This is a genomic window from Streptomyces sp. NPDC037421, from assembly GCF_055602105.1.
In genome coordinates this window covers 175,522-196,628 of the sequence record NZ_JBVJWV010000009.1, presented here as the reverse complement: position 1 = coordinate 196,628, position 21,107 = coordinate 175,522, and the positions used below count along the sequence as shown (strand labels likewise).

16 protein-coding genes and 1 pseudogene are annotated in these 21,107 nt (G+C 74.1%); 12 read left to right on the top strand and 5 right to left on the bottom strand.

The window, feature by feature from the left end; genetic code table 11:
* Positions 1-20 precede the first annotated feature (20 nt).
* A pseudogene (locus tag ACZ7IF_RS16370) lies at positions 21-677 on the bottom strand (RNA-guided endonuclease InsQ/TnpB family protein).
* A gap of 143 nt (positions 678-820) precedes the next feature.
* Between ACZ7IF_RS16370 and ACZ7IF_RS16365 the strand changes: the two are divergent.
* The 5 genes from ACZ7IF_RS16365 to ACZ7IF_RS16345 all read left to right on the top strand — a co-directional run bounded on the left by ACZ7IF_RS16365 (position 821) and on the right by ACZ7IF_RS16345 (position 6,807).
* Entirely contained in the window at positions 821-1,570 is a 750-nt protein-coding gene (locus ACZ7IF_RS16365) for an aminoacyl-tRNA hydrolase (protein WP_470971192.1), read from the top strand.
* A gap of 157 nt (positions 1,571-1,727) precedes the next feature.
* Entirely contained in the window at positions 1,728-3,017 is a 1,290-nt protein-coding gene (locus ACZ7IF_RS16360; RefSeq protein WP_470971188.1) for an MbnB/TglH/ChrH family RiPP precursor modification enzyme, read from the top strand.
* Positions 3,014-4,075 carry a TIGR04222 domain-containing membrane protein gene (locus ACZ7IF_RS16355; RefSeq protein WP_470971184.1) on the top strand — a complete coding sequence of 354 codons (1,062 nt, stop codon included), beginning with the start codon at positions 3,014-3,016 and terminating at the stop codon, positions 4,073-4,075. Before ACZ7IF_RS16360 ends, ACZ7IF_RS16355 begins: the two co-directional genes overlap by 4 nt.
* Before the next feature lie 84 nt (positions 4,076-4,159).
* Positions 4,160-4,918, top strand: a complete 759-nt coding sequence (locus tag ACZ7IF_RS16350) for a TIGR04222 domain-containing membrane protein (protein WP_470971180.1) — start codon at positions 4,160-4,162, stop codon at positions 4,916-4,918.
* 107 nt (positions 4,919-5,025) lie between these two features.
* Positions 5,026-6,807, top strand: coding sequence for an alpha/beta hydrolase (locus ACZ7IF_RS16345; protein WP_470971175.1), 1,782 nt, complete (start codon positions 5,026-5,028; stop codon positions 6,805-6,807).
* A gap of 111 nt (positions 6,808-6,918) precedes the next feature.
* Here ACZ7IF_RS16345 and hemQ read toward each other — a convergent pair whose 3' ends face one another.
* Together hemQ and hemG are read right to left on the bottom strand one after the other, a co-directional pair.
* Positions 6,919-7,632 (bottom strand): hydrogen peroxide-dependent heme synthase, encoded by a 714-nt coding sequence (gene hemQ / locus ACZ7IF_RS16340; RefSeq protein ID WP_042802045.1) that lies wholly within the window; start codon positions 7,630-7,632, stop codon positions 6,919-6,921.
* Between the two features lie 23 nt (positions 7,633-7,655).
* The gene (hemG, locus tag ACZ7IF_RS16335; RefSeq protein ID WP_470971170.1) at positions 7,656-9,131 is read right to left on the bottom strand and encodes a protoporphyrinogen oxidase; all 1,476 of its coding nucleotides are present in this window, start codon (positions 9,129-9,131) and stop codon (positions 7,656-7,658) included.
* A 139-nt stretch (positions 9,132-9,270) separates the two neighbouring features.
* On the opposite strand from hemG, the gene ACZ7IF_RS16330 reads away from it, so the two are divergent.
* Both ACZ7IF_RS16330 and ACZ7IF_RS16325 read left to right on the top strand, forming a co-directional pair.
* Entirely contained in the window at positions 9,271-10,287 is a 1,017-nt protein-coding gene (locus tag ACZ7IF_RS16330) for a DUF4349 domain-containing protein (protein WP_470971165.1), read from the top strand.
* Between the two features lie 63 nt (positions 10,288-10,350).
* On the top strand, positions 10,351-11,733 hold the full coding sequence (locus ACZ7IF_RS16325) for an FAD-dependent oxidoreductase (protein WP_470971160.1): 1,383 nt from the start codon (positions 10,351-10,353) through the stop codon (positions 11,731-11,733).
* 140 nt (positions 11,734-11,873) lie between these two features.
* Here ACZ7IF_RS16325 and hemE read toward each other — a convergent pair whose 3' ends face one another.
* Positions 11,874-12,938, bottom strand: coding sequence for a uroporphyrinogen decarboxylase (gene hemE, locus ACZ7IF_RS16320; RefSeq protein ID WP_470971155.1), 1,065 nt, complete (start codon positions 12,936-12,938; stop codon positions 11,874-11,876).
* 91 nt (positions 12,939-13,029) lie between these two features.
* Here hemE and ACZ7IF_RS16315 point away from each other — a divergent pair, with 91 nt between their 5' ends.
* The 3 genes from ACZ7IF_RS16315 to ACZ7IF_RS16305 all read left to right on the top strand — a co-directional run bounded on the left by ACZ7IF_RS16315 (position 13,030) and on the right by ACZ7IF_RS16305 (position 16,112).
* Complete coding sequence (locus ACZ7IF_RS16315; RefSeq protein ID WP_470971151.1) at positions 13,030-13,686, top strand: DUF3000 domain-containing protein; 657 nt, start codon at positions 13,030-13,032, stop codon at positions 13,684-13,686.
* A 298-nt stretch (positions 13,687-13,984) separates the two neighbouring features.
* Positions 13,985-14,647 carry a helix-turn-helix transcriptional regulator gene (locus tag ACZ7IF_RS16310; protein ID WP_007267191.1) on the top strand — a complete coding sequence of 221 codons (663 nt, stop codon included), beginning with the start codon at positions 13,985-13,987 and terminating at the stop codon, positions 14,645-14,647.
* A 175-nt stretch (positions 14,648-14,822) separates the two neighbouring features.
* Positions 14,823-16,112, top strand: a complete 1,290-nt coding sequence (locus ACZ7IF_RS16305) for an HRDC domain-containing protein (RefSeq protein ID WP_470971145.1) — start codon at positions 14,823-14,825, stop codon at positions 16,110-16,112.
* 115 nt (positions 16,113-16,227) lie between these two features.
* Here ACZ7IF_RS16305 and ACZ7IF_RS16300 read toward each other — a convergent pair whose 3' ends face one another.
* On the bottom strand, positions 16,228-17,397 hold the full coding sequence (locus ACZ7IF_RS16300; RefSeq protein ID WP_470971139.1) for an alpha/beta hydrolase: 1,170 nt from the start codon (positions 17,395-17,397) through the stop codon (positions 16,228-16,230).
* Positions 17,398-17,733: 336 nt separating this feature from the next.
* Here ACZ7IF_RS16300 and ACZ7IF_RS16295 point away from each other — a divergent pair, with 336 nt between their 5' ends.
* Together ACZ7IF_RS16295 and ACZ7IF_RS16290 are read left to right on the top strand one after the other, a co-directional pair.
* Complete coding sequence (locus ACZ7IF_RS16295; protein WP_470971133.1) at positions 17,734-18,960, top strand: thiolase family protein; 1,227 nt, start codon at positions 17,734-17,736, stop codon at positions 18,958-18,960.
* On the top strand, positions 18,957-21,095 hold the full coding sequence (locus ACZ7IF_RS16290; RefSeq protein WP_470971127.1) for a 3-hydroxyacyl-CoA dehydrogenase NAD-binding domain-containing protein: 2,139 nt from the start codon (positions 18,957-18,959) through the stop codon (positions 21,093-21,095). The genes ACZ7IF_RS16295 and ACZ7IF_RS16290 overlap by 4 nt, the downstream gene beginning before the upstream one ends.
* Positions 21,096-21,107: the final 12 nt, after the last annotated feature.

The following is a 21,107-nucleotide window of genomic DNA, read 5'->3' as shown; positions in this document are numbered from 1 at the left end:
CGTCCTGAAGGAGGGGGTTCCTACGGCTCGCGACGCCGTGGGGTTTCCTGCTTCACGGCCGACCGCCCGCCCGGACTCGTCCGTTGAGGTCTTGCGCCGGCTCCACAGGCTGTCACCGCCAGCCCGGCGGGCAGAAGGGTTTGCGATGCGTTCGTGTCCCGGTCGGGTGGTCAGCTTGTGCAAGTGGTCCCGGCGCCGGTCGGCGATCCGGGCGTGGATCCTGGCGACCTTGCGCCGGGCCTTGGCCCGGTTCGCACCGTCGCCAGCGGGTCCTTCATCCTGGCGAGCGTGAGCCGGCCGTCCCTGTACTTGAAGGCACTCGTGGTGTACTCGGCAGATCGCCTGGACTTTTTCCGCGACTTGAATCGCGGGTACTTGGCCCGCTTCCCGGAGAATCCGGCGAACGCCATCTGCAAATGCCGGAGCGTCTGCTGGAGCGGAACGGACGACACCTCGTTGAGATGCGCGGGCTCCTCGGTCTTCTTCCAGGCCGTGAGCATCGCCGACGTCTGGTTGCAGTTGACGCGCTCCTGACGCGTCCACGCCTCCGTCCGCGCGGCCAGCGCCGTGTTGTAGACCTTCCGCACGCACCCGAAGGTGCGCGACAGCTCGGCCGCCTGCGCATCCGTCGGATGGAAGCGGTACTTGAACGCCCGCTTCACGTGAGTCGAAGCCACGCCTCACAAACTTATAGAGTCGCTCAGTGAGAGGACAATCCCTGGCCAGAACAGCGCAACAGCGAACTCCGCCACTGTCGCCGGCCAGAAGGTGATTTCTCTCGCCGGCCTGTAGAGCTGGCTTTCCACTCAAGGAGAATTCGATGAGCAGCCAGCACGTGAACGAGACCACAGACGTACCCGCGGTCGGCGCGGACAGCCCCTTCCGGCGCGAGCGCGCCCTGCGCGACGAGGCCCCGCAGTTCGTCCTGCCTCTGGTGGTGCGGATCGAGAAGGCCGAGCCGCCGGCGCGGACCGACGCGCTGGAGACGGCGGCCCGTGCGGTGCTGGTGCTGCTGACGGACGAGCGCTCGCACGGCGAGGGCGAGTGGGCTCGGGCAGTGCGCGACTGGCAGGACGCGCGGATCCGCAAGGTGGTCCGGCGGGCGCGCGGGGCGGAGTGGCGCAAGGCGGGGACCCTGCCGGGCGTCACGGTGGAGGGGCGGGCCTCGGAGGTCCGGGTCTTCCCGCCGGTCCCCCTGGACGGCTGGCCCAAGGAGCTGGCCAAGCTCCAGGTGTCGGGCACCGACCTGGACGACCCGGAGCCGGCGGGCCCGGTCGAGCCGGGGATCCCGGTGCTGTGGCTGAACCCGGACCTCGGCATGTCGGCGGGCAAGGCCATGGCCCAGGCGGGGCACGCGGCGCAGCTGGCCTGGTGGGAGCTGACGGCGGCCGAACGCGCCCTGTGGCAGGCCTCCGGCTTCCGGCTGGCGGTACGCACGGCCCCGCGCGAGCGGTGGGCGGAGCTGAGCGGCAGCGGCCTGCCGGTGGTCCGCGACGCCGGCTTCACGGAGATCGCCCCGGGTTCCTGCACGGTGGTCTCGGACCACCCGGCCCTGCGCGCCCGGCTCTGAACCGGCGGGGCCGGTTCCGGCCTGGTGGGGCGTGAGGCCGTGACCGCGGCCGTGGAACCTCAAATGTTGCTCTGAACGTCCCCAACCGGTGGTTGGCCGGGCCGCGCCGGGGCCATCACTTCGGCATACGGTCCGGATAAGGGGGGCGAGGGGGGACATGAAGCCCATGGAACGCCTGGGGGTGGGCATCGGCTGGCGGCCGGAGATCGCGGACGCGGTCGAGCGGCTGGACGGCCTGGACTGGGTCGAGGTGGTGGCGGAGAACGTCTGTCCGGGCCACCTGCCCGAGTCCCTGGTGCGGTTGCGCGAGCGGGGGGTCCGCGTCGTGCCGCACGGGGTCTCGCTGGGCCTGGGCGGGGCCGACCGCCCCGATCCGGCGAAGCTGGCGGCGCTCGGGGAGCGGGCGGTGGCGCTGGGGGCGCCGCTGGTCACCGAGCACATCGCCTTCGTGCGTACGTCCTCGCCGCTGCTGGAGGCCGGGCACCTGCTGCCGGTGCCCCGGACCCGCGACGCGCTGGCCGTGCTGTGCGAGAACGTGCGGATCGCGCAGGACGCGCTGCCCGTGCCGCTGGCGCTGGAGAACATCGCCGCGCTGGTGTCGTGGCCCGGGGAGGAGCTGACGGAGGGGCAGTTCCTGACGGAGCTGGTCGAGCGGACCGGGGTGCGGCTGCTCATCGACGTGGCGAACCTGCACACCAACCGGGTCAACCGCGGCGAGGACCCGGCCGCCGTGCTGGATTCGGTCCCGCTGGAGGCACTGGCGTACGTGCACGTGGCCGGGGGGGTGGAGCGCGACGGAGTCTGGCACGACACCCACGCGCACCCCGTGCCGCCGGTGGTGCTCGACGTACTGGCCCGGCTGCGCGAGCGGGTGGACCCGCCCGGGGTCCTGCTGGAGCGGGACGACGACTTCCCGCCCGAGGCGGAGCTGGCCGCCGAAGTGGCGCGGATCCGCGCGGTGGTGGACGCGGGCGGGCCTCCGGGCACCGTGCGGGAGCGGGTGGCCCTGCGCGAGGAGGCCCCGGGGCCGGCCGGGGAGGCCGCGCGGACCCGGCTGGCACTGGGGCAGGCGGCCCTGCTGTCGGCGCTGGTCGCCGGGACGCCCGTACCGGAGGGCTTCGACCGGCAGCGCGTCCGGGTGCAGGCGCGGGCGCTGGCCGCCAAGCGGGCCTCGGTGGTCGCGAAGGTCGCGCCGGAGCTGCCCGGGATCCTGGGAGGTCCTGCCTCCTACCGCACCGCCTTCCTCGGCTACGCCCGCGGCCGCCCCATGACGGCCGGGTACCGCCGCGACGCGCTGGACTTCGCCGAGCACCTCCTCGTACGGGACCTGCCGGCCGACCCGGCCGCGCGGCGCCGGCTCACCGCCTGGTGGCGGGAGCGGGCGGGGGTGCGGCCGCGGGGCCGGGTCGCACGCTGGGCACGCGCCCTGGTCGGGCGGACCCGGTGAACACGCTGGCCGTCGCCGTCTGGGCGGCCGTCACCCTCTCCACCGTCCTGCTGCTGCGCGCCCTGCGCCGCGCCCGGCCACCGGTGTCCGGGCCCGCGCCGGCGCTGCACGACCTGTCCGAGGCCGCGTTCCTCACGGGCGGTCCCGGCACCGTGGTCGACAGCGCGCTCGTCTCGCTGTTCGGGGACGGCCGGCTGGCCGTCGGCGGCCCGGGCATCGTGCAGGCCCGGGCGGGGGCGCGGGGCGCGGACCCCGCCGAGCGGGCCGTACTGGCGGCGCTCGCGCAGGCGCCGTCCGGGTGGCTCTACCAGGTGCGGTACGCCGCCATGTGCGAGCCGGCCGTGCAGGAGACCGGGGACGCGCTGGCGGCCCGCGGGCTGCTCTCGGCACCCGGAGCGGGGCGCGGGGTGCGGTTCTGGGGGCTGGCGCAGGCGGTGGTGTGCGTGGCGATGGTGCCGGTGTCGCTGGTGGTCACCTCGGTGTTCTGGTCGCTGTACCCGGGGCCCCAGGTGCCGTTCGTCCTCAAGGTGCTCCCGGCGCTGTTGGGCGGCTTCGCGGCGGGTGTGCTGTGCGCGCGGCGGGCCAGGCTGCGGATCACCCCGACGGGGAAGCGGGCGCTGGCCGGCTTCCGGGAGCGGTACGCGGCCGATCCGGCTCCGCGGGTGCAGGTGGCGCTGTTCGGGCTGCGTGGGCTGGGGGACGCCCGTCTGCGCGAGCAGCTGGTGCCGGCGGCGCGTGACACCCGGCTGGCGGCGGCCCAGTCCCGGGTGCGCGGGCGCGGCTCGTCGGACACGTTCGGGGCGGCGTCGGCGGAGCTGCTGCCGGTGCTGTGGTGCGCGTCGGGCGACGGCGGGGGCGGGTCCTCGGGGTCCGGTGGCTGCGGTTCCTCCGGAAGCAGCTGTTCCGGCGGCTCCGGTTCGGGTTGCTCGGGTGGTTCCGGTTCAAGCTGCTCCAGCAGTTCCGGTTGGAGCTGGTCCAGCGGTTCGGGTTGCGGCAGTTCCTCTGGTTCCAGCTGCTCCAGCAGTTCCTCCGGTTCGAGCTGCTCCAGCAGTTCCTGACCGACCATCACCAGCGCATCACGAGCTGCTCACGCTTGGGCACCGGCCGCCTGAAAGCGGCTCCGGCGGCTGTAGAAATCGGCCATGTTCTGGATCTTGTTCCTGCTGCTGGCCTGGGCCGGGGTGCTGTCCTCGGCCGCCCGCCTGCTGCGGGCCGCCACCGAGGCCGCCGAGCCGGCGCCGTGCCCCGCCGCCGCCCGGCCGCCGGGGGCGCTGAACCTGTACGAGGCCGCGTACCTGGCCGGCGGCCCGGAGCGGGTCGCCGTGCTGACCCTGCTGTCGATGGAACGCCGGCACCGGCTGCTGCTGGCCCGCACGGGGTGGGCCACCGTGCTCGACCCGGTCGCCCGTGACGCGCACGAGCGGGCCGTGCTGGCCGCGTTCGGCCCCGACGGCCAGTCCCCGGTGTCGGCGCTCCGGCGGGCCGCCGCCGCGCACTCGGCCGTACGGGCCCTCGCGGACCGGCTGGACGAGGCGGGCCTCGCGGTGCCGTGCGGGGTACGGGACGCGGTGGCGGACGGGGTCCGGTCGGTGCGGTGGGCCGCCGTGCTGGTGGCGGCCATGGCGGGGGCGGCGCTGGCCGTCCCGGCGGACGGGGCGGACGTGTCGAAGGTGCTGTACTGGTTCGCCCTGCCGATGCTGCTCGCGGTGTGCTGCCTGGCCATCGCCGGCACCGGCGGCCCCGCGCACTCCCCCTGGGCCTCCCCGGCCGGGCAGCGGCTGCTCGTCGCCCTGGACCGCGAGAGCGGCGCCGGCGACCTCCTGGCGGCGGTGGCCGTCCGGGGCCTGAGCGCGGTGCGCGACCCGGACCTGCGGGCGGCACTGGGGCGCGACGCGCCGTGAGCCCTACGGCAACAGGGCGTACCGGGAGGGGCGTTCCGGCGGTTCGCCCGTACCCGCGCGCGGTCCTGGCATCTCATCGGACCGGACGATGAGATGAAGGGGTCGCCATGCGGACGGGTCGGACGTGCCGGACGACGACGCTCACGCGGCAGGGGGTCGCCGCGGCGGCGCTCTGCCTCGCCCTGTGCGCACCCGCGCCGGCCCGGGCGAGCGGGCCCGGACCGGGAGGCGGGGGCGGTGGTGGCGGGGACGCCCGGACCGCCGCCGAGGACGCCGGCGCGGAGCTGGTCGCGCGGCGGGCCGCCGCTGCCGCCGCGCCGCGTCCGGCGGGCGGGACGGCCGGGGCGGGCGGGGCTCCGGCGCAGGGGGACCGGCCCGTGACCAGGCCCGTGGCCCGGCCCCCCGCCGCCGGGGGCGGGCTGGAGTTCCGGCCGTGTCCCGCCGTCGAGGAGCTGCCCGACCCGGTGCGGTGCGCCACCCTGCGGGTCCCGCTCGACTACGCCCGCCCCGACGGCCCGCAGGTCTCCCTCACCGTCAGCCGGGTCCCCGCCACCGGGCGCGGCGGCGCCGCCCGGCAGGGCGCGCTCGTGTACAACCCCGGCGGGCCGGGCGCCTCCGGGATGTCCTTCCCGCTGCTCGCCGACCGGCCCGCGTGGGCCCGTATCGCGGCCGCCTACGACCTCGTCGGCTACGCCCCGCGCGGGGTCGGCCGCTCCGCCCCGCTGACCTGCCAGGACCCGGCCGAGCGGCCGCAGGGGCCGACGCAGGTCCCGGCCGAGCCCTCCGCCGCGTACAAGCGGGAGCGGCTGGCCGCCGCCCGGGCCTACGCCCAGGGGTGCGCACGCCACGCCGGGTCCGCGCTCGGGTCCTACACGACCCTGAACAACGCCCGCGACCTGGACGTGCTGCGGGCCGCGCTCGGCGAGCCCCGGCTGACCTTCATGGGGGCCTCGTACGGCACCTACCTCGGGGCCGTCTACGCCACCCGCCACCCCGGGCGCGTGCGCCGCATGGTCTTCGACTCGGCGGTCGATCCGGACCCGCGCGGCATCTGGTACTCCAACAACCTGGCCCAGGCCCCGGCCTTCGAACGCCGCTGGGCCGACTTCCGCGCCTGGGCGGCCCGCCACCACTCCATGTACGGGCTCGGCACCACGGCGCGGGCCGTGCGGGAGAGCTACGAGAAGGTCCGCGCGGCCGTGGCCCGTACCCCGGCGGGCGGGGTGGTCGGGACGGGCGAACTGCACGCGGCGTACCTCCAGACCGCGTACTACGACGACGTCTGGCCGGAGCGGGCCGCGGCCCTCGCCGCCTTCCTGCGCGGGGACCCGGCCCCGCTCGTCCGGCAGGCGGCCCGCGACCCCGCGACGGCGCAGCGGGCGGCCAACGCGACCGCCGTCTACACGGCGGTGCTGTGCAACGACGCCCCCTGGCCCGGCGACTGGGAGACCTGGGACCGCGACAACACCGAACTGGCCCGCCGGGCCCCCTTCGAGACCTGGGCCAACGCCTTCCTGAACCTGCCCTGTGCCTCCTGGCCGGTGTCCGGGCGGCAGCGGCCCGTGGACGTGGGGGCGGAACCGGGCCGGCTGCCGGGGACGCTGATCGTCGCGGCGGAGCGGGACGGGGCGACGCCCCACGGGGGCGCGCTGGAACTGCAGGGGCGGCTCGGCGCCCGGGCCTCGCTGGTCACGGAGCAGCGGGCGGGCACCCACGGGGTGGCCGGCGGACGCAACGCGTGCGTGGACCGGCATGTGGAGCGGTACCTGCTGACGGGTGCCACCCCTGGGTGGCGCGTCACGTGTGCGCCGCATCCGGAGCCCGCACCGGTGTCGCTGGACGACCGGGCAGCGGGCGCCTCCAGGGCGCTGCTGCCTCCGGTCGTCTGAACTTCCGGGCGGGATCTCCGGCTGCGTCGTTTCGGGGGCAGGGCCTCCCGATCCCCGGAGGCCACCCTTGTGTCACGGGTGTTCCTCCGGTCCTTCCCCCCAGGGGAGGTATCAGGCGAGCCCGGCCACCAGATCGGCGACGGACTTGCGGCGCCCGGTGTAGAAGGGCACCTCCTCGCGGACGTGCATGCGGGCCTCGGAGGCACGCAGGTGGCGCATGAGGTCGACGATGCGGTAGAGCTCGTCGGCCTCGAAGGCCAGCAGCCACTCGTAGTCGCCCAGCGAGAAGGAGGCGACGGTGTTGGCGCGCACGTCCGGGTAGCCGCGGGCCATCTTGCCGTGGTCGGCGAGCATGCGGCGGCGGTCCTCGTCGGGCAGCAGGTACCAGTCGTAGCTGCGCACGAAGGGGTAGACGCTGACGTAGTCGCGGGCGACCTCGTCGGCCAGGAAGGCCGGGATGTGCGACTTGTTGAACTCGGCCGGGCGGTGCAGGGCCATGTTCGACCACACCGGCTCCAGCGCGCGGCCCAGCTTGGTGCGGCGGAACAGGTTGTAGGCGGTCTGCAGCTCGTCCGCGGTCTCGGCGTGCCACCAGATCATGATGTCCGCGTCGGCGCGCAGGCCGGAGACGTCGTAGGTGCCGCGGACCGTGATGTCCTTGGCGGCCAGCTGGTCGAACAGCTCCTGGACCTCGTCGGCGAAGCCGGTACGGTCCTCGGGCAGGACGTCCTTCAGCTTGAAGACGGACCACAGGGTGTAGCGGATGACCTCGTTGAGGTCCTTCGCCTTCTTCCCCGCGTTGGGAATCTTCTCTGGTGCAGTCATGTGTCCATTGTCCCGTGTGCTGATCAGTGGTCTGTCCCAGGGGTGGCCAAAGCGGCGATCACCGCGTCGGCCGCCTTCCCGGCGCTCGCGACGCAGGCCGGGATGCCGACCCCGTCGTAGAGGGCTCCGCAGACCGCGAGGCCCGGCAGCCCGGCCACGGCGGCCCGGATCCGCTCGACCCGGTCGAGGTGGCCGACCGGGTACTGGGGCAGTCCGCCGTCCCAGCGGGTGACGGTGGCGGCCACCGGCCGGGCGGCCAGCCCGACGGCCTCGCCGAGGTCGCCGAGGGAGACGTCGACCAGCTCGGAGTCCTCCCGCTTGAGGTCGCCCTCGTCGCCGTGGCGGCCGATGGAGGTGCGCAGCAGGAAGAGCTCGGGGTCGGCGCCGGCCCAGGACCACTTGTTGCTGGAGAAGGTGGACGCCTTGATCGTGCGGCCGTCCACCGGCGGTACGAGGAACCCGCTGGCGCCGCCGTCGGCGATCGCGGCGGGCAGGTCGGAGCGCCGGAAGGCCATGGTGACCAGGGCCATGGAGGCGTACTCGACCTCGCGCAGCCCGGCGGCGGCCGCCGGCGCGAGGCCGGCGAGCAGCCCGGCGGCGGGTCCGGCGGGGGTGGCGAGGACGACGGCGTCGGCGTCGAGGACCTCGCCGCCGGCGGTGATCCGCCAGCCCCCGGGCGTACGGGCGATCCCGCGCGCGGGGGTGCCGGTCAGGATCCGCGCCCCGGCGGCCCGGCATGCGTCGGCGACGGCGAGCGGGAGGCGGCCGATGCCGCCGGCGATCCCGGCGAAGAAGGCGCCGGTGGCGGCGGCGCCGGTGACGGTGGTCCGCTCGGCCGCGCGGGCCGCGGCGCCGCCCTGGAGGGAGCGGACGCTCTCGGTGAGCGTGGGGTGGGTGCGGACGGCCTGGTAGAGGGCGGGGACGGCGGCGCGCATCGAGATGCGGTAGGCGTCGCCGGCGTAGACCCCGCCGAGCAGGGGTTCGACGAGCCGGTCGACGACCTCGCGGCCCATGCGGGCGGCGACGTACTCGCCGACGGCGACGTCCTCGCCGACCTCGGTGGGCGGGAGTCCGGTGTCGGCGGCGATGCGGGCGAGGCCCTCGGCGGAGAGCACGCCGGAGGCGGCGAGCGGGGCGGTGTCGCCGGGGACTCCCATGACGTGGCCCTTGGGCATGTCGCGCAGGGCGCCCCGGGTCCACAGCCGGGCGGTGGCGGTCGCCGGGGGCTGGAGGGCGTCGCCGAGGCCGACGGCCCGGGCCAGCTCCAGGGCCTCGGGGCGGCGGGCGAGCACGGATTCGGCGCCGAGGTCGACGGGGGCGCCGGCGAGCTCTCCGGCGTACAGCTTGCCGCCGAGGCGCGGGCCGGCCTCCAGGAGGGTGACGCGGACCCCGTCGGCGAGCAGCCGGTGGGCGGCCGCGAGGCCGGAGATGCCGCCGCCGATGACGACGACGTGCCGCGGGGCGCCCGGCCGGTCCGTACGTGTGTCCGCTTCGTGCATGAACACATCGTCTCAGACGGCACCATGAGGCCTGAACGTGACCACTTCGGGACCGGCTCGGGACCTGGCGGGCGAAACCCGCCGGGGGCCCGCGGGCGTCGAAACGGGGACACCAGCCGATCCCCCGGGGGTACAGACGATGCAGACGCTCCACAGACACCGCGGCGCCGTGGCGCTGGCCGGACTCTCGCTCGCGGGGGCCCTCGCGCTCACGGGCTGCGGGGCCGACGGCGGCGCGAAGCCCTCCTCGGACCGGGCGGCGGTCGCCGGGCCCCGGGAGGGCGCGGCCGCCCAGGGCAAGCCGGGGGCCGGGGCGGCCGCGCCCCCGGCCGCGGCGCAGGATTCCAAGGCCGGGCCGCAGGCGCCGGTGCGCCCGCACGTCATCCGTACGGGGACGCTGGGCATCGAGACGGCCGAGCCGCAGAAGGCCCTCGCGGCGGCCCGTACGGCGGCCGAGGGCGCGGGCGGGTACGTCGGCAACGAGTCCACCGAGCGCGGCCGGGACGGCCGGATGACCTCGACGCTGACGCTGCGGGTGCCCGGCGAGCGGTTCGACTCGGTGATCGGCGCGCTGGAGGGCAGCGGGAAGCTGCTGAACCGGAAGGTCGAGGCGCAGGACGTGACCGAGAAGGTCGCCGACGTCGACAGCCGCGTGAAGTCGCAGCAGGCCAGCGTGGCCCGGGTGCGGGAGATGATGGAGAAGGCCTCGGCGCTGAGCGACGTGGTGATGCTGGAGGGCGAGCTGAGCCGGCGTCAGTCCGACCTGGAGTCGCTGCTGGCCCAGCAGAACGCGCTGAAGGACCAGACGGCGATGGGCACGATCACGGTGTCCGTCTCGGAGCCCGCGGCGGTCGCGGCGGAGCGGAAGAAGGAGGAGGCTCCGGGGCTGGGCGATGCCCTGGGCGCCGGCTGGGGCGTGTTCGTCACGCTCGTGCGCTACCTGGCCCTCGCGGTCGCGGCGGTGCTGCCGTTCGGGATCGCCGCCGCCCTGCTGGTCCTCGCGTTCAAGGCCTACCGCAGGCTCCGTCCGGCGAAGCCGAGGACGGGCGTCAACCGCACCCTGGTGCCCCGGCAGGCGCCCGCCCCCGCGCCCGTGCCCGCGCAGGCCCCCGCCCCGGCGCGGTCCGACGCCCCTGGAGCGGATCTCCAGGACTGACGGCGGGTCCGCCCGTAGCGTGTCCCCGTAGGCGCAGGCAGCGGCACGGAGGCGGGGCGGACGATGGCGGTGGAACGACTGGTGGTGGTCGGCGGCGACGCGGCGGGGATGTCCGCCGCGTCGCAGGCGCGGCGGCTGAAGGGCCCGGCGGAGCTGGAGATCGTCGCGTTCGAGCGCGGGCACTTCACCTCGTACTCCGCGTGCGGGATCCCGTACTGGGTCGGCGGGCAGGTCGGCGGGCGGGACGAACTGATCGCCCGTACCCCCGAGGAGCACCGCGCCCGGGGCATCGACCTGCGCACGCGGACGGAGGTCGTGGAGCTCGACGTCGCGGGCCGCCGGGTGCGCTCCCGGGACCTGGAGAGCGGCGCCGAGTCCTGGACGGGCTACGACAAGCTGGTCCTGGCGACCGGCGCCCGCCCGGTCCGGCCGAAGCTGCCGGGGATCGGCGCGCACGGGGTGCACGGGGTCCAGTCCCTGGACGACGGTCAGCGCCTGGTGGACGACCTGGAGCGCACGCGGGGCCGCCGGGCGGTCGTGGCCGGCGCGGGCTACATCGGCGTGGAGATGGCCGAGGCCCTGGTGAACCGGGGCTTCGAGGTCACCGTCCTGCACCGGGGCCCGCAGCCCATGTCCACCCTGGACCCGGACATGGGGGGCCTGGTGCACGCCGCGATGAACGCCATGGGCATCGTGACGGTCGCCGGCGCCGACGTGGCGAAGATCCTCACCGACGAGGAGGGCCGGGCCCGCGCGGTGGCCACGGCGGACGGGCGCGAGTACCCGGCGGACGTGGTCGTGCTCGGCATCGGCGTGGAGCCCCGTACGGCTCTCGCCCGTGCCGCCGGGCTGCCGCTCGGCGGGTCGGGGGGCCTGCTGACGGACCTGTCGATGCGGGTCCGGGGCCACGAGGACATCTGGGCCGGCGGTGACTGCGTGGAGGTCCTGGACCTGGTGGCGGGCCGGACGCGGCACATCCCGCTGGGCACGCACGCCAACAAGCACGGCCAGGTGATCGGCTCGAACGCGGGCGGCGGCTACGCCACCTTCCCCGGTGTCGTCGGGACGGCGGTCAGCAAGGTCTGCGACCTGGAGATCGCCCGTACTGGGCTGCGCGAGAAGGACGCCCGGGAGGCGGGCCTGCGGTTCGTGACGGCCGCCATCCGCTCCACGAACACGGCGGGCTACTACCCGGGCGCACAGGAGATGACGGTCAAGATGCTGGCGGAACGCCGCACGGGCCGGCTGCTCGGCGTGCAGATCGTCGGCGGCGCCGGCTCCGCGAAGCGGGTGGACATCGCGGCGGTCGCCCTGACGGCGGGGATGACGGTGGAACAGGTGGTCTCCCTGGACCTGGGCTACGCCCCGCCGTTCTCTCCCGTGTGGGACCCGGTGCTTGTGGCGGCCCGCAAGGCGGTTGCCGCGGTCCGCTCGGCGGGGGTCTGACCCTGCGGGGCCGGACCCCTGCCCTCCCCCCGGACTCCGTCCGGGGGGACCCCCGCTTCGCCCGTTCCCCTGGGCTCCGCCCCGGGAAGCGGAGAAAGCGCGGGGCGGGGAGCAGCGCCGCAGGCACCGCCCCCGTACCGCTAGCGCTGCGTCCGGGTGTGGACGTAGTCCACCAGGCGGGTCAGCGCGTCCGGGTCGGTCGTCGGCAGGACGCCGTGGCCGAGGTTGAAGACGTGGCCCTCCAGGCCGGCCGCGGCCGCCAGGACCTCGTCCGTCTTGGCCTGGACGGCCTCCGGGGTGGAGAAGAGGACGGCCGGGTCCAGGTTGCCCTGGAGCGCCTTGCCGGGGCCGACGCGGCGGACGGCCTCGTCCAGCGAGACCCGGTAGTCGACGCCCATGACGTCCGCGCCGGCCTCGCCCATCAGGCCGAGCAGCTCGCCCGTGCCCACGCCGAAGTGGATGCGCGGGACACCGTACGAGGCGACGGACTCCAGGACCTTCGCGGAGGCCGGCATGACCGAGCGGCGGTAGTCCGCCGGGGCCAGGGCGCCGACCCAGGAGTCGAACAGCTGGACCGCGGAGGCGCCGGCCTCGATCTGGACCTTCAGGAAGGCGGAGGTGATCTCGGCGAGGCGGTCGAGCAGCTCGGCCCACAGCTCCGGGTCCCCGTACATCAGGGCCTTGGTGTGCTCGTGGTTCTTGGACGGGCCGCCCTCGACGAGGTAGCTCGCGAGGGTGAAGGGCGCGCCGGCGAAGCCGATCAACGGCGTGCCGCCCAGTTCACCCGTGAGCATGCCGATCGCCTCGGTGACGTACGGGACGTCCTCCGGGGTGAGGTCGCGCAGCTGTGCGAGGTCCTCGCGGCGGCGGATCGGCCGGGCGACGACCGGGCCGATGCCCGGCTTGATGTCCAGGTCGACGCCGATGGCCTTCAGGGGGACCACGATGTCGGAGAAGAAGATCGCCGCGTCCACGTCGTGGCGCCGCACGGGCTGCATGGTGATCTCGGTGACCAGGTCGGGGCGCATGCAGGACTCCAGCATGGCCGTGCCCTCGCGCACCTTGCGGTACTCGGGGAGTGAGCGGCCGGCCTGCCTCATGAACCACACCGGCGTGTGGGGTACCGGCTCCCGCCGGCACGCCTTCAGGAAGGCTGAATCGTACGTCTGGCTCGGCGGGCCCTGGGGGCGGTCGTTGGCGCTCACGACCCAAATCTTCGCACGTATGAAGAAGTGCCCGGCCCGGCACGGGTGTCCCTGCGCCGTACGGGCGCTCGTTCCGCCTAGTCTTCCCGGCATGGCTGCGGCTCAGGGACGATTTTCAGATGGCGCCGAGGGTACGGACAGCGCGAAGGAGAGTTCGGTCCCGCTCCCGTTCCGGCGGGCGGTCGACGGCTTGCGCAAGGCGCGGCTGCGGCCCGGGATCGAGATCGAGCCGACGAAGCCGCCCCAGCGGCTGGCGCCGTACGCCTACGCGCTGGAGGCGGCGGTCGTGGACGGGGAGGAGGACCTGGCCGACGGCCGGCTGATCCTGCTCCACGATCCGGCCGGGCACGACGCCTGGCAGGGCACCTTCCGGCTGGTGACGCTGGTACGGGCGGAGCTGGAGCCGGAGATGGCGGCGGATCCGCTGCTGGCGGAGGTGTGCTGGTCCTGGCTGACGGGGGCGCTGGAGGCGCGCGGCCTGGCGTACGGGGAGGCGAGCGGCACCGTGACGATGGCGGCCTCGCACTACTTCGGCGGGCTCGCGGAGCGGCGTCCGGCGACCCAGATCGAGATCAGGGCCTCGTGGACGCCGCGCGAGGGGGTGGGCGGGGTGCCGGACACGACCGCGCACCTGGCGGCCTGGTGCGAGCTGCTGTGCCAGATCGCGGGGCTGCCCCCGGTGGGGCCGACGGACAACGGCACGGGCGTGGTGTCCCTGCCACAGCGGCGCGGTCCGCACCACCCGTAGCCGGACGCCCCGAGGGGTCCGTACGGCCCCGTCCGGCCCCGTCGCCGGCCCCTCCGTGCGCACCGTAACGACCGGTCGTTGTCATAACGGTGCGTCAGAACGGCGCGCGCCGGGCGGCCTTCTGATCATCCCTTGATCGATCGTGCGTCCGAATTGCCCGAATTGTTACTCACCAAATCGTGATCATTCCCTAAAGCCGGGTGGGTGACGTGCCGAAGGAGTCAGTGACCATCCGCACGGTGCGAACCGGCTTCCTTCCCCGAGCCGGCCCGTCCCGCCACTCCCCCAGGAGGCCTAGGTGTCCGTTCTTCTCGAGCAGCCCGCAAGCCTGGTCGCCTACCGCCCGAACAAGCCGACGGCCATGGTCGTCGTGGCCGACCCGCGCGTCCGTTCCACGGTGACCCGCCATCTGTGGGCCCTCGGAGTCCGTGACGTGATCGAGGCGTCGTCCATCGCGGAGGCCCGCCCCCGCGTCGGCAGCCCGCGCGACATCTGCGTGGCCGACGTACACCTGCCCGACGGCTCCGGCCTCACCCTGCTCTCCGAGACCCGTGCCGCGGGCTGGCCGAACGGCCTGGCCCTGTCCGCCGCCGATGACATCGGTGCCGTGCGCAACGCCCTCGCGGGCGGGGTGAAGGGCTACGTCGTCACGGGTACGCGGACCAACATCGGGCTCCCCACCCGGCCCGGTGCCGCCCCCATCGGTGCTGCCGCCGCCCGTATGCACCGCCGCCCCCCGGGTGCCCCGAGCCACCCGGGCGGCTACCGAGAGCTCTCCGGCCGCGAGGTCGAGGTCCTGCGCCTCGTCGCGGAGGGCCAGTCCAACAAGGCCATCGGCGTCTCGATGGGCCTGTCCGCCCTGACCGTCAAGTCCCACCTCGCCCGGATCGCCCGCAAGCTGGGCACCGGCGACCGGGCCGGGATGGTCGCCGTCGCACTGCGGACGGGGATCATCCACTGATCCGTCCCGAGGCTCCGGGGCCAGGGGGTGTCCGGCGGAGCCGGGCCCGGCCATGATCCGCCGGACACCCCCGGCCGCCGGGAGACCCCGGGAACCGGCCGCCGTTCTCCCCTTCGCGCCCGTCGACGGAACGTTCCGGCGACGGGCGCGTCACATACACGGATACCCTTTACCGGTGACCGACGCCCAAGAGACCGCAGCACACCTGCGCACCACCACCGGGGGCGGCCCCCCGGACGCCGAGGTTCCGTCCGATGGGCAGCCGACGCCGATCCCCTTGCTGGAGCCCCGTGAGGGCATCCCCCCGGTCGTCGCCGACGCCGACGCCCTCGCCCGGGTCGTCGCGGCCTTCGCCGCCGGCACCGGGCCCGTGGCCGTCGACGCCGAGCGCGCCTCCGGCTACCGGTACGGCCAGCGCGCCTACCTCGTGCAGCTGCGCCGCGAGGGCGCGGGCTCCGCGCTCATCGACCCGGTGGGCTGCCCGGACCTGTCCGCGCTGGGCGATGCGCTCTCCGGAACCGAGTGGATCCTGCACGCCGCCACCCAGGACCTGCCGTGCCTGCGTGAAATAGGCATGGTGCCCACCTCGCTCTTCGACACCGAGCTGGCCGGCCGTCTGGCGGGCTTCCCCCGGGTCGGGCTCGGCGCGATGGTCGAGAGCGTGCTCGGCTACGCGCTGGAGAAGGGGCACTCCGCCGTCGACTGGTCCACCCGCCCGCTCCCCGAGCCCTGGCTGCGCTACGCCGCGCTCGACGTGGAGCTGCTGGTGGACCTGCGGGACGCGCTGGAGAAGGAACTGGACCGGCAGGGCAAGCTGGAGTGGGCCCGCCAGGAGTTCGACGCCATCGCCTCGGCCCCGCCCGCCCCGCCCCGCAAGGACCCGTGGCGCCGTACCTCCGGCATGCACAAGGTGCGCCGCCGCCGGCAGATGGCGGTCGTCCGGGAGCTGTGGGAGTCCCGCGACCGGATCGCGCAGCGCCGGGACGTCTCCCCCGGCAAGGTGCTGGGCGACGCCGCGATCGTGGAGGCGGCCCTCGCCCTCCCCGCGAACGTGCACGCCCTGTCGTCCCTGCCCGGGTACGGGCAGCGGATGGGCCGGCGCCAGCTGGACCAGTGGATGGCCGCCGTGGACCGGGCGAAGGCCCTGCCCGAGAACGAGCTGCCGCAGCCCGGGGCGTCCCCGTCCGGCCCGCCCCCGCCGCGTTCCTGGGCGGACAAGGACCCGGCCGCCGCGGCCCGGCTGTCGGCGGCCCGCGCGGCCGTCTCCGAGCTGGCCGAGCGGCTGAACCTGCCGCAGGAGAACCTGGTCACCCCGGACACCGTCCGGCGGCTGTGCTGGGAGCCCCCGAAGCGGCTGGAGGCCGCCACGGTGGCCGAGGCCCTGGCGGGCTACGGCGCCCGCCCCTGGCAGATCGAGCAGGTGACCCCGGCGCTGGTCACGGCCCTGGCCGCGACCGCCGCCTGACCGGCCCCCCAAGAGGCCCGAACCCGCGAGCGGTGACGCGCTGAGAGCCCCCGGCCACCCCGGCCGGGGGCTTTCGCGCGGGCCGGCCGCGCGAGTACGCCGGCGCCCCGGCGTCCTACGGCACGGGCTGCGGCGTGACGTCGTCGTTGTCGTCCAAGTGGAAGCTGCCCTTGCCCTTCCCGAACACCTTGCCGTGCTTGAGCCACTGCTTCGACATGGTGTGCAGCATCGTGCGCCGGCCCTCCCACGCCATCTGGTGACTGGCGCAGGACACCTTGAACATCAGCTTGTTCTCACCCGGGATGGCCTTGTAGAGCTCCGTGACGGATGCGATCCCGGTGGTGACGGTCCTGTCCAGGTCCCCGTACACGATGAAGACGGGGACCGGGCCGCCGAGCGTGCCGTGCAGGGGCACGGTCTTCTTGTTCCAGCCCCACCAGAAGGTCTGGCGCTGGCGATTGATCCCTTCCGTCCCACCGCCCGGCAGCGGCTTCCCCCACGTGCGGCCCACGGGGTCGCTCGCCATGATCGCTTCCCAGACCGTGTCCTCGACGCCCGGCGCCCGCTGGCCCGGGCAGGCGGAGCTGGTCTCGGCGTCCCAGGCGTCCTTCAAGCCCTTCTTGATGCCGAGGGCCATCGGGTACGGCGGGGTGTCCGTGGGCAGCGGGACCGGGGCGCCGAACTCGGTCCCGGGGGCGCTGTCAGTGCCGTTGGGCGTGAAGGCGGGTGCCTGGAACATCAGGCTGCGGACGTTGCCCTCGTGCTGGATGGTGTAGGGGCCCAGCGCGAACGCGGCGGCGGAGTTGCCGATCAGGTCCACCTGCTGCACGCCGTGGAGGTCCTTGATGTACTTGACGACCGCGTGGACCTCGTCCCAGTCGCTCTGCGAGTTGCCGAGTTGGTGGGGGTACGTAGGGGGGCCGTCGGAGGTCAGCGGCAGGTTGGGGTAAAGGACGCGGTCGTGCTGGGCCGGGTTGCCGTTGTACGCGCTGTCCATCTCCGGGCGGGGCGAGAGCCCCATCCCTTGGAGGTCCATCATGAACACGTCGTAACCGGCCTGCGCCAGCACCCTGGACCAGCTGTAGTCGCCGAGACCGATGTCGTACACCGCCAGGACCGGGACGGTCCTGCCGTGCAGCATAAGGACGACGCGGCGGTTCTCGGGCGAGGCGCCCGACGGAGTCCCGTCGTACTCGCGGACGAAAAGGTTCACGGACTGGCCGTAGTTGGCGGGGACGGTCGACTCGTGCGGGACGGCGTGGTCGGTCTGCTTGATGGGCGCCATACGGCACTCCGTTTCCGTCGGAGGGGGCCCGGAGGCGGGCGCCCCCGGGCGGAGCCAAGGATCGGGGCCGCCGGGACGCCCGGCCCGGAGCCGGACCGGGCGGGCGGCCGAGGACGACCCCATCGAGGCGTCCTGCCGGTCCGATCGGCCGGGCGCACGGCGGGGCACGAGAGGGCTCACACGGTGCGGGCGAGTGTGACCTTCGCCGCTGTTCCGGGTGGGGGTGTCCACAAGGGTTACCCGCAAGTAGCATGGGCCGGGTGAGCGGGCGCTCAGCCATACCGGCCGGGCCGCCCCCGCGCAGCAGCGCCATCCCGTACCTGGAGGAGAGCCAACGTGCCTCGTACCGTCAGGGACGTCGTCTTCGTCGACGGCGTCCGCACCCCGTTCGGCAAGGCGGGCCCGAAGGGCATCTACCACGAGACCCGCGCCGACGACCTCGTCGTGAAGGCGATCCGGGAGCTGCTGCGCCGCAACCCGGACCTGGACCCCAAGAAGATCGACGAGGTCGCCATCGCCGCGACCACGCAGATCGGCGACCAGGGCCTGACGCTGGGCCGCACGGCCGGCATCCTCGCGGGCCTCCCGCAGTCCGTGCCGGGCTACTCCATCGACCGCATGTGCGCCGGCGCGCTGACCGCCGTGACCGCCGTCGCGGGCGGTGTGGCCTTCGGTGCGTACGACGTCGCCCTCGCCGGCGGTGTCGAGCACATGGGCCGCCACCCCATGGGCGAGGGCGTGGACCCGAACCCGCGCTTCGTCTCCGAGAAGCTGGTCGACGAGTCCGCCCTGTTCATGGGCATGACCGCCGAGAACCTGCACGACCGGTACCCGACGATCACCAAGCTGCGCGCCGACCAGTACGCCGTGCGCTCGCAGGAGAAGGCCGCCAAGGCGTACGCCGACGGCAAGATCCAGCAGGACCTGGTCCCGATCTCGGTCCGCAACACCAACGAGGCCGCGGGCGAGACGGGCTGGGGCCTGGTCACCACCGACGAGCCGATGCGCCCGGGCACCACGCTGGAGAACCTGGCCGGCCTGAAGACCCCGTTCCGTACGCACGGCCGGGTCACCGCGGGCAACGCCGCCGGTCTCAACGACGGTGCCACCGCCGCGATCATCGCGTCCGAGGACTTCGCCCGCGAGAACAACCTCCCGGTCAAGATGCGCCTCGTCTCGTACTCCTTCGCGGGTGTCGAGCCGGAGGTCATGGGCTACGGCCCGATCCCGGCGACCGAGAAGGCCCTCGCCCAGGCCGGCCTGTCCATCGAGGACATAGGCCTGTTCGAGGTCAACGAGGCCTTCGCGGTCCAGGTCCTCGCGTTCCTGGAGCACTACGGCATCGCCGACGACGACGCCCGGGTGAACCAGTACGGCGGCGCCATCGCCTTCGGCCACCCGCTCGCCTCCTCCGGCGTCCGCCTGATGACGCAGCTGGCCCGCCAGTTCGAGGAGCAGCCGCACGTCCGCTACGGCCTGACCACCATGTGCGTCGGCTTCGGCATGGGCGCCACGGTCATCTGGGAGAACCCGCACTTCAACGCCGAGGGAGACTCCAAGTGAGCACCACCGCTGAGCTCCTGAAGGGCGCGGCCGAGCTGTTCCCGGACGAGGTCGTCACGTCCGCGCACGTCCGCCACCTGGACCTGCCGTTCGGCGCGGGGCGCTTCGCGCTCATCACGCTGGACAACGGCTTCGACCACACCAAGCCGACCACCTTCGGCCCGCAGTCGCTGGCCAACCTGAACGCGGCGATCGACCAGGTCGAGCAGGAGGCCACCGCCGGCTCCATCGTCGGCGCGGGCATCACCGGCAAGCCGTTCATCTTCGCCGTCGGCGCCGACCTCAAGGGCGTCGAGCTGCTGAAGAAGCACGACGAGGCGCTCGCCATCGGCAAGGGCGGCCACGACGTCTTCAAGCGCCTCTCCGCGCTGGCCGTCCCCACCTTCGCGTACTACAACGGCGCGGCGATGGGCGGCGGTGTCGAGGTCGGTCTGCACTGCTCCTACCGCACCGTCTCGAAGGCCATCCCGGCCTTCTCGCTGCCCGAGGTCTTCCTCGGCCTGGTTCCGGGCTGGGGCGGCTGCGCCATCCTCCCGAACCTGATCGGCGCGGAGCGCGCGGTCTCGGTCATCATCGAGAACTCGCTGAACCAGAACCGCCAGCTCAAGGGCAAGCAGGTCTTCGAGCTCGGCATCGCCGACGCGATCTTCGAGGGCGCGGACTTCCTGGAGCAGTCGCTCCTGTGGACCGCGAACGTCCTGAACGGCACCACCGAGGTCGTCCGCGCCGAGGTCGACCGCGGCGAGGCCTGGGACGCGGCCGTCGCCAAGGGCCGTGCCATCGCGGACTCCAAGGTGCACGGCGCCGCTCCGGCCGCCTACCGCGCGCTGGAGATCATCGCCGCGGCCAAGGACGGCGACCTCCAGGCCGGCTTCGACGCCGAGGACAAGGCCCTGGCCGACCTCATCATGGGCGGCGAGCTGCGCTCGGGCATCTACGCCTTCAACCTGGTCCAGAAGCGCGGCAAGCGCCCGGCCGGTGCCCCGGACAAGTCCCTGGCCCGTCCGGTCACCAAGGTCGGCGTCGTCGGCGCGGGCCTGATGGCCTCGCAGCTGGCGCTGCTGTTCCTGCGCCGCCTGGAGGTGCCGGTGGTCCTCACCGACATCGACCAGGAGCGCGTGGACAAGGGTGTGGGCTACGTCCACGCCGAGATCCAGAAGCTGCTCGGCAAGGGCCGCATCAACCAGGACAAGGCCAACCGCCTGACCGCCCTGGTGACCGGTGTCCTGGACAAGGCCGAGGGCTTCGCGGACGCGGACTTCATCATCGAGGCCGTGTTCGAGGAGATGTCCGTCAAGCAGAAGGTGTTCGCGGAGGTCGAGGCGGTCGCCCCGGCGCACGCGATCCTCGCCACCAACACCTCCTCGCTGTCGGTGTCGGAGATGGCCTCCAAGCTCCAGCACCCGGAGCGCGTGGTCGGCTTCCACTTCTTCAACCCGGTCGCGATCCTCCCGCTGCTGGAGATCGTCCGCGGTGAGCAGACCGACGACGCCTCGCTGGCCACGGCCTTCGGTGTCGCCAAGAAGCTGAAGAAGACCGCGGTCCTGACGAAGGACGCCCCGGCGTTCGTCGTGAACCGCATCCTGACCCGCTTCATGGGCGAGATCCAGAACGTCATCGACGAGGGCACCCCGGTGGCCACGGCGGAGAAGGCCATCGAGCCGCTCGGCCTGCCGATGTCCCCGCTGGTCCTCCTGGAGCTCGTGGGCCCGGCGATCGGTCTGCACGTCTCCGAGACGCTGAACCGTTCCTTCCCGGAGCGCTTCACCGTGTCGCCGAACCTCAAGCGCGTGGTCGAGGCCGGCAAGCGCGGCTTCTACGTCTACTCCGCCGAGAACGGCTTCAAGCCGGAGCTGGACCCCGAGGTCGCCGCCCTCCTGGTGCAGGGCGACGCCGTCCTGACCGAGGAGCAGGTCCGCGACCGCGTCCTGGACGCGGTGGCGCAGGAGATCGGCCTGATGCTGGAGGAGGGTGTCGTGGCCGAGGCCCAGGACATCGACCTCTGCCTCATCACCGGTGCGGGCTGGCCCTTCCACCTGGGCGGCATCACCCCGTACCTGGACCGTGAGGGCGTCTCGGAGCGGGTGAACGGCAAGAAGTTCCTCGCCCCGGGTGTCGCCAGCGTCCCGGCGTAACACCGCGAGCAG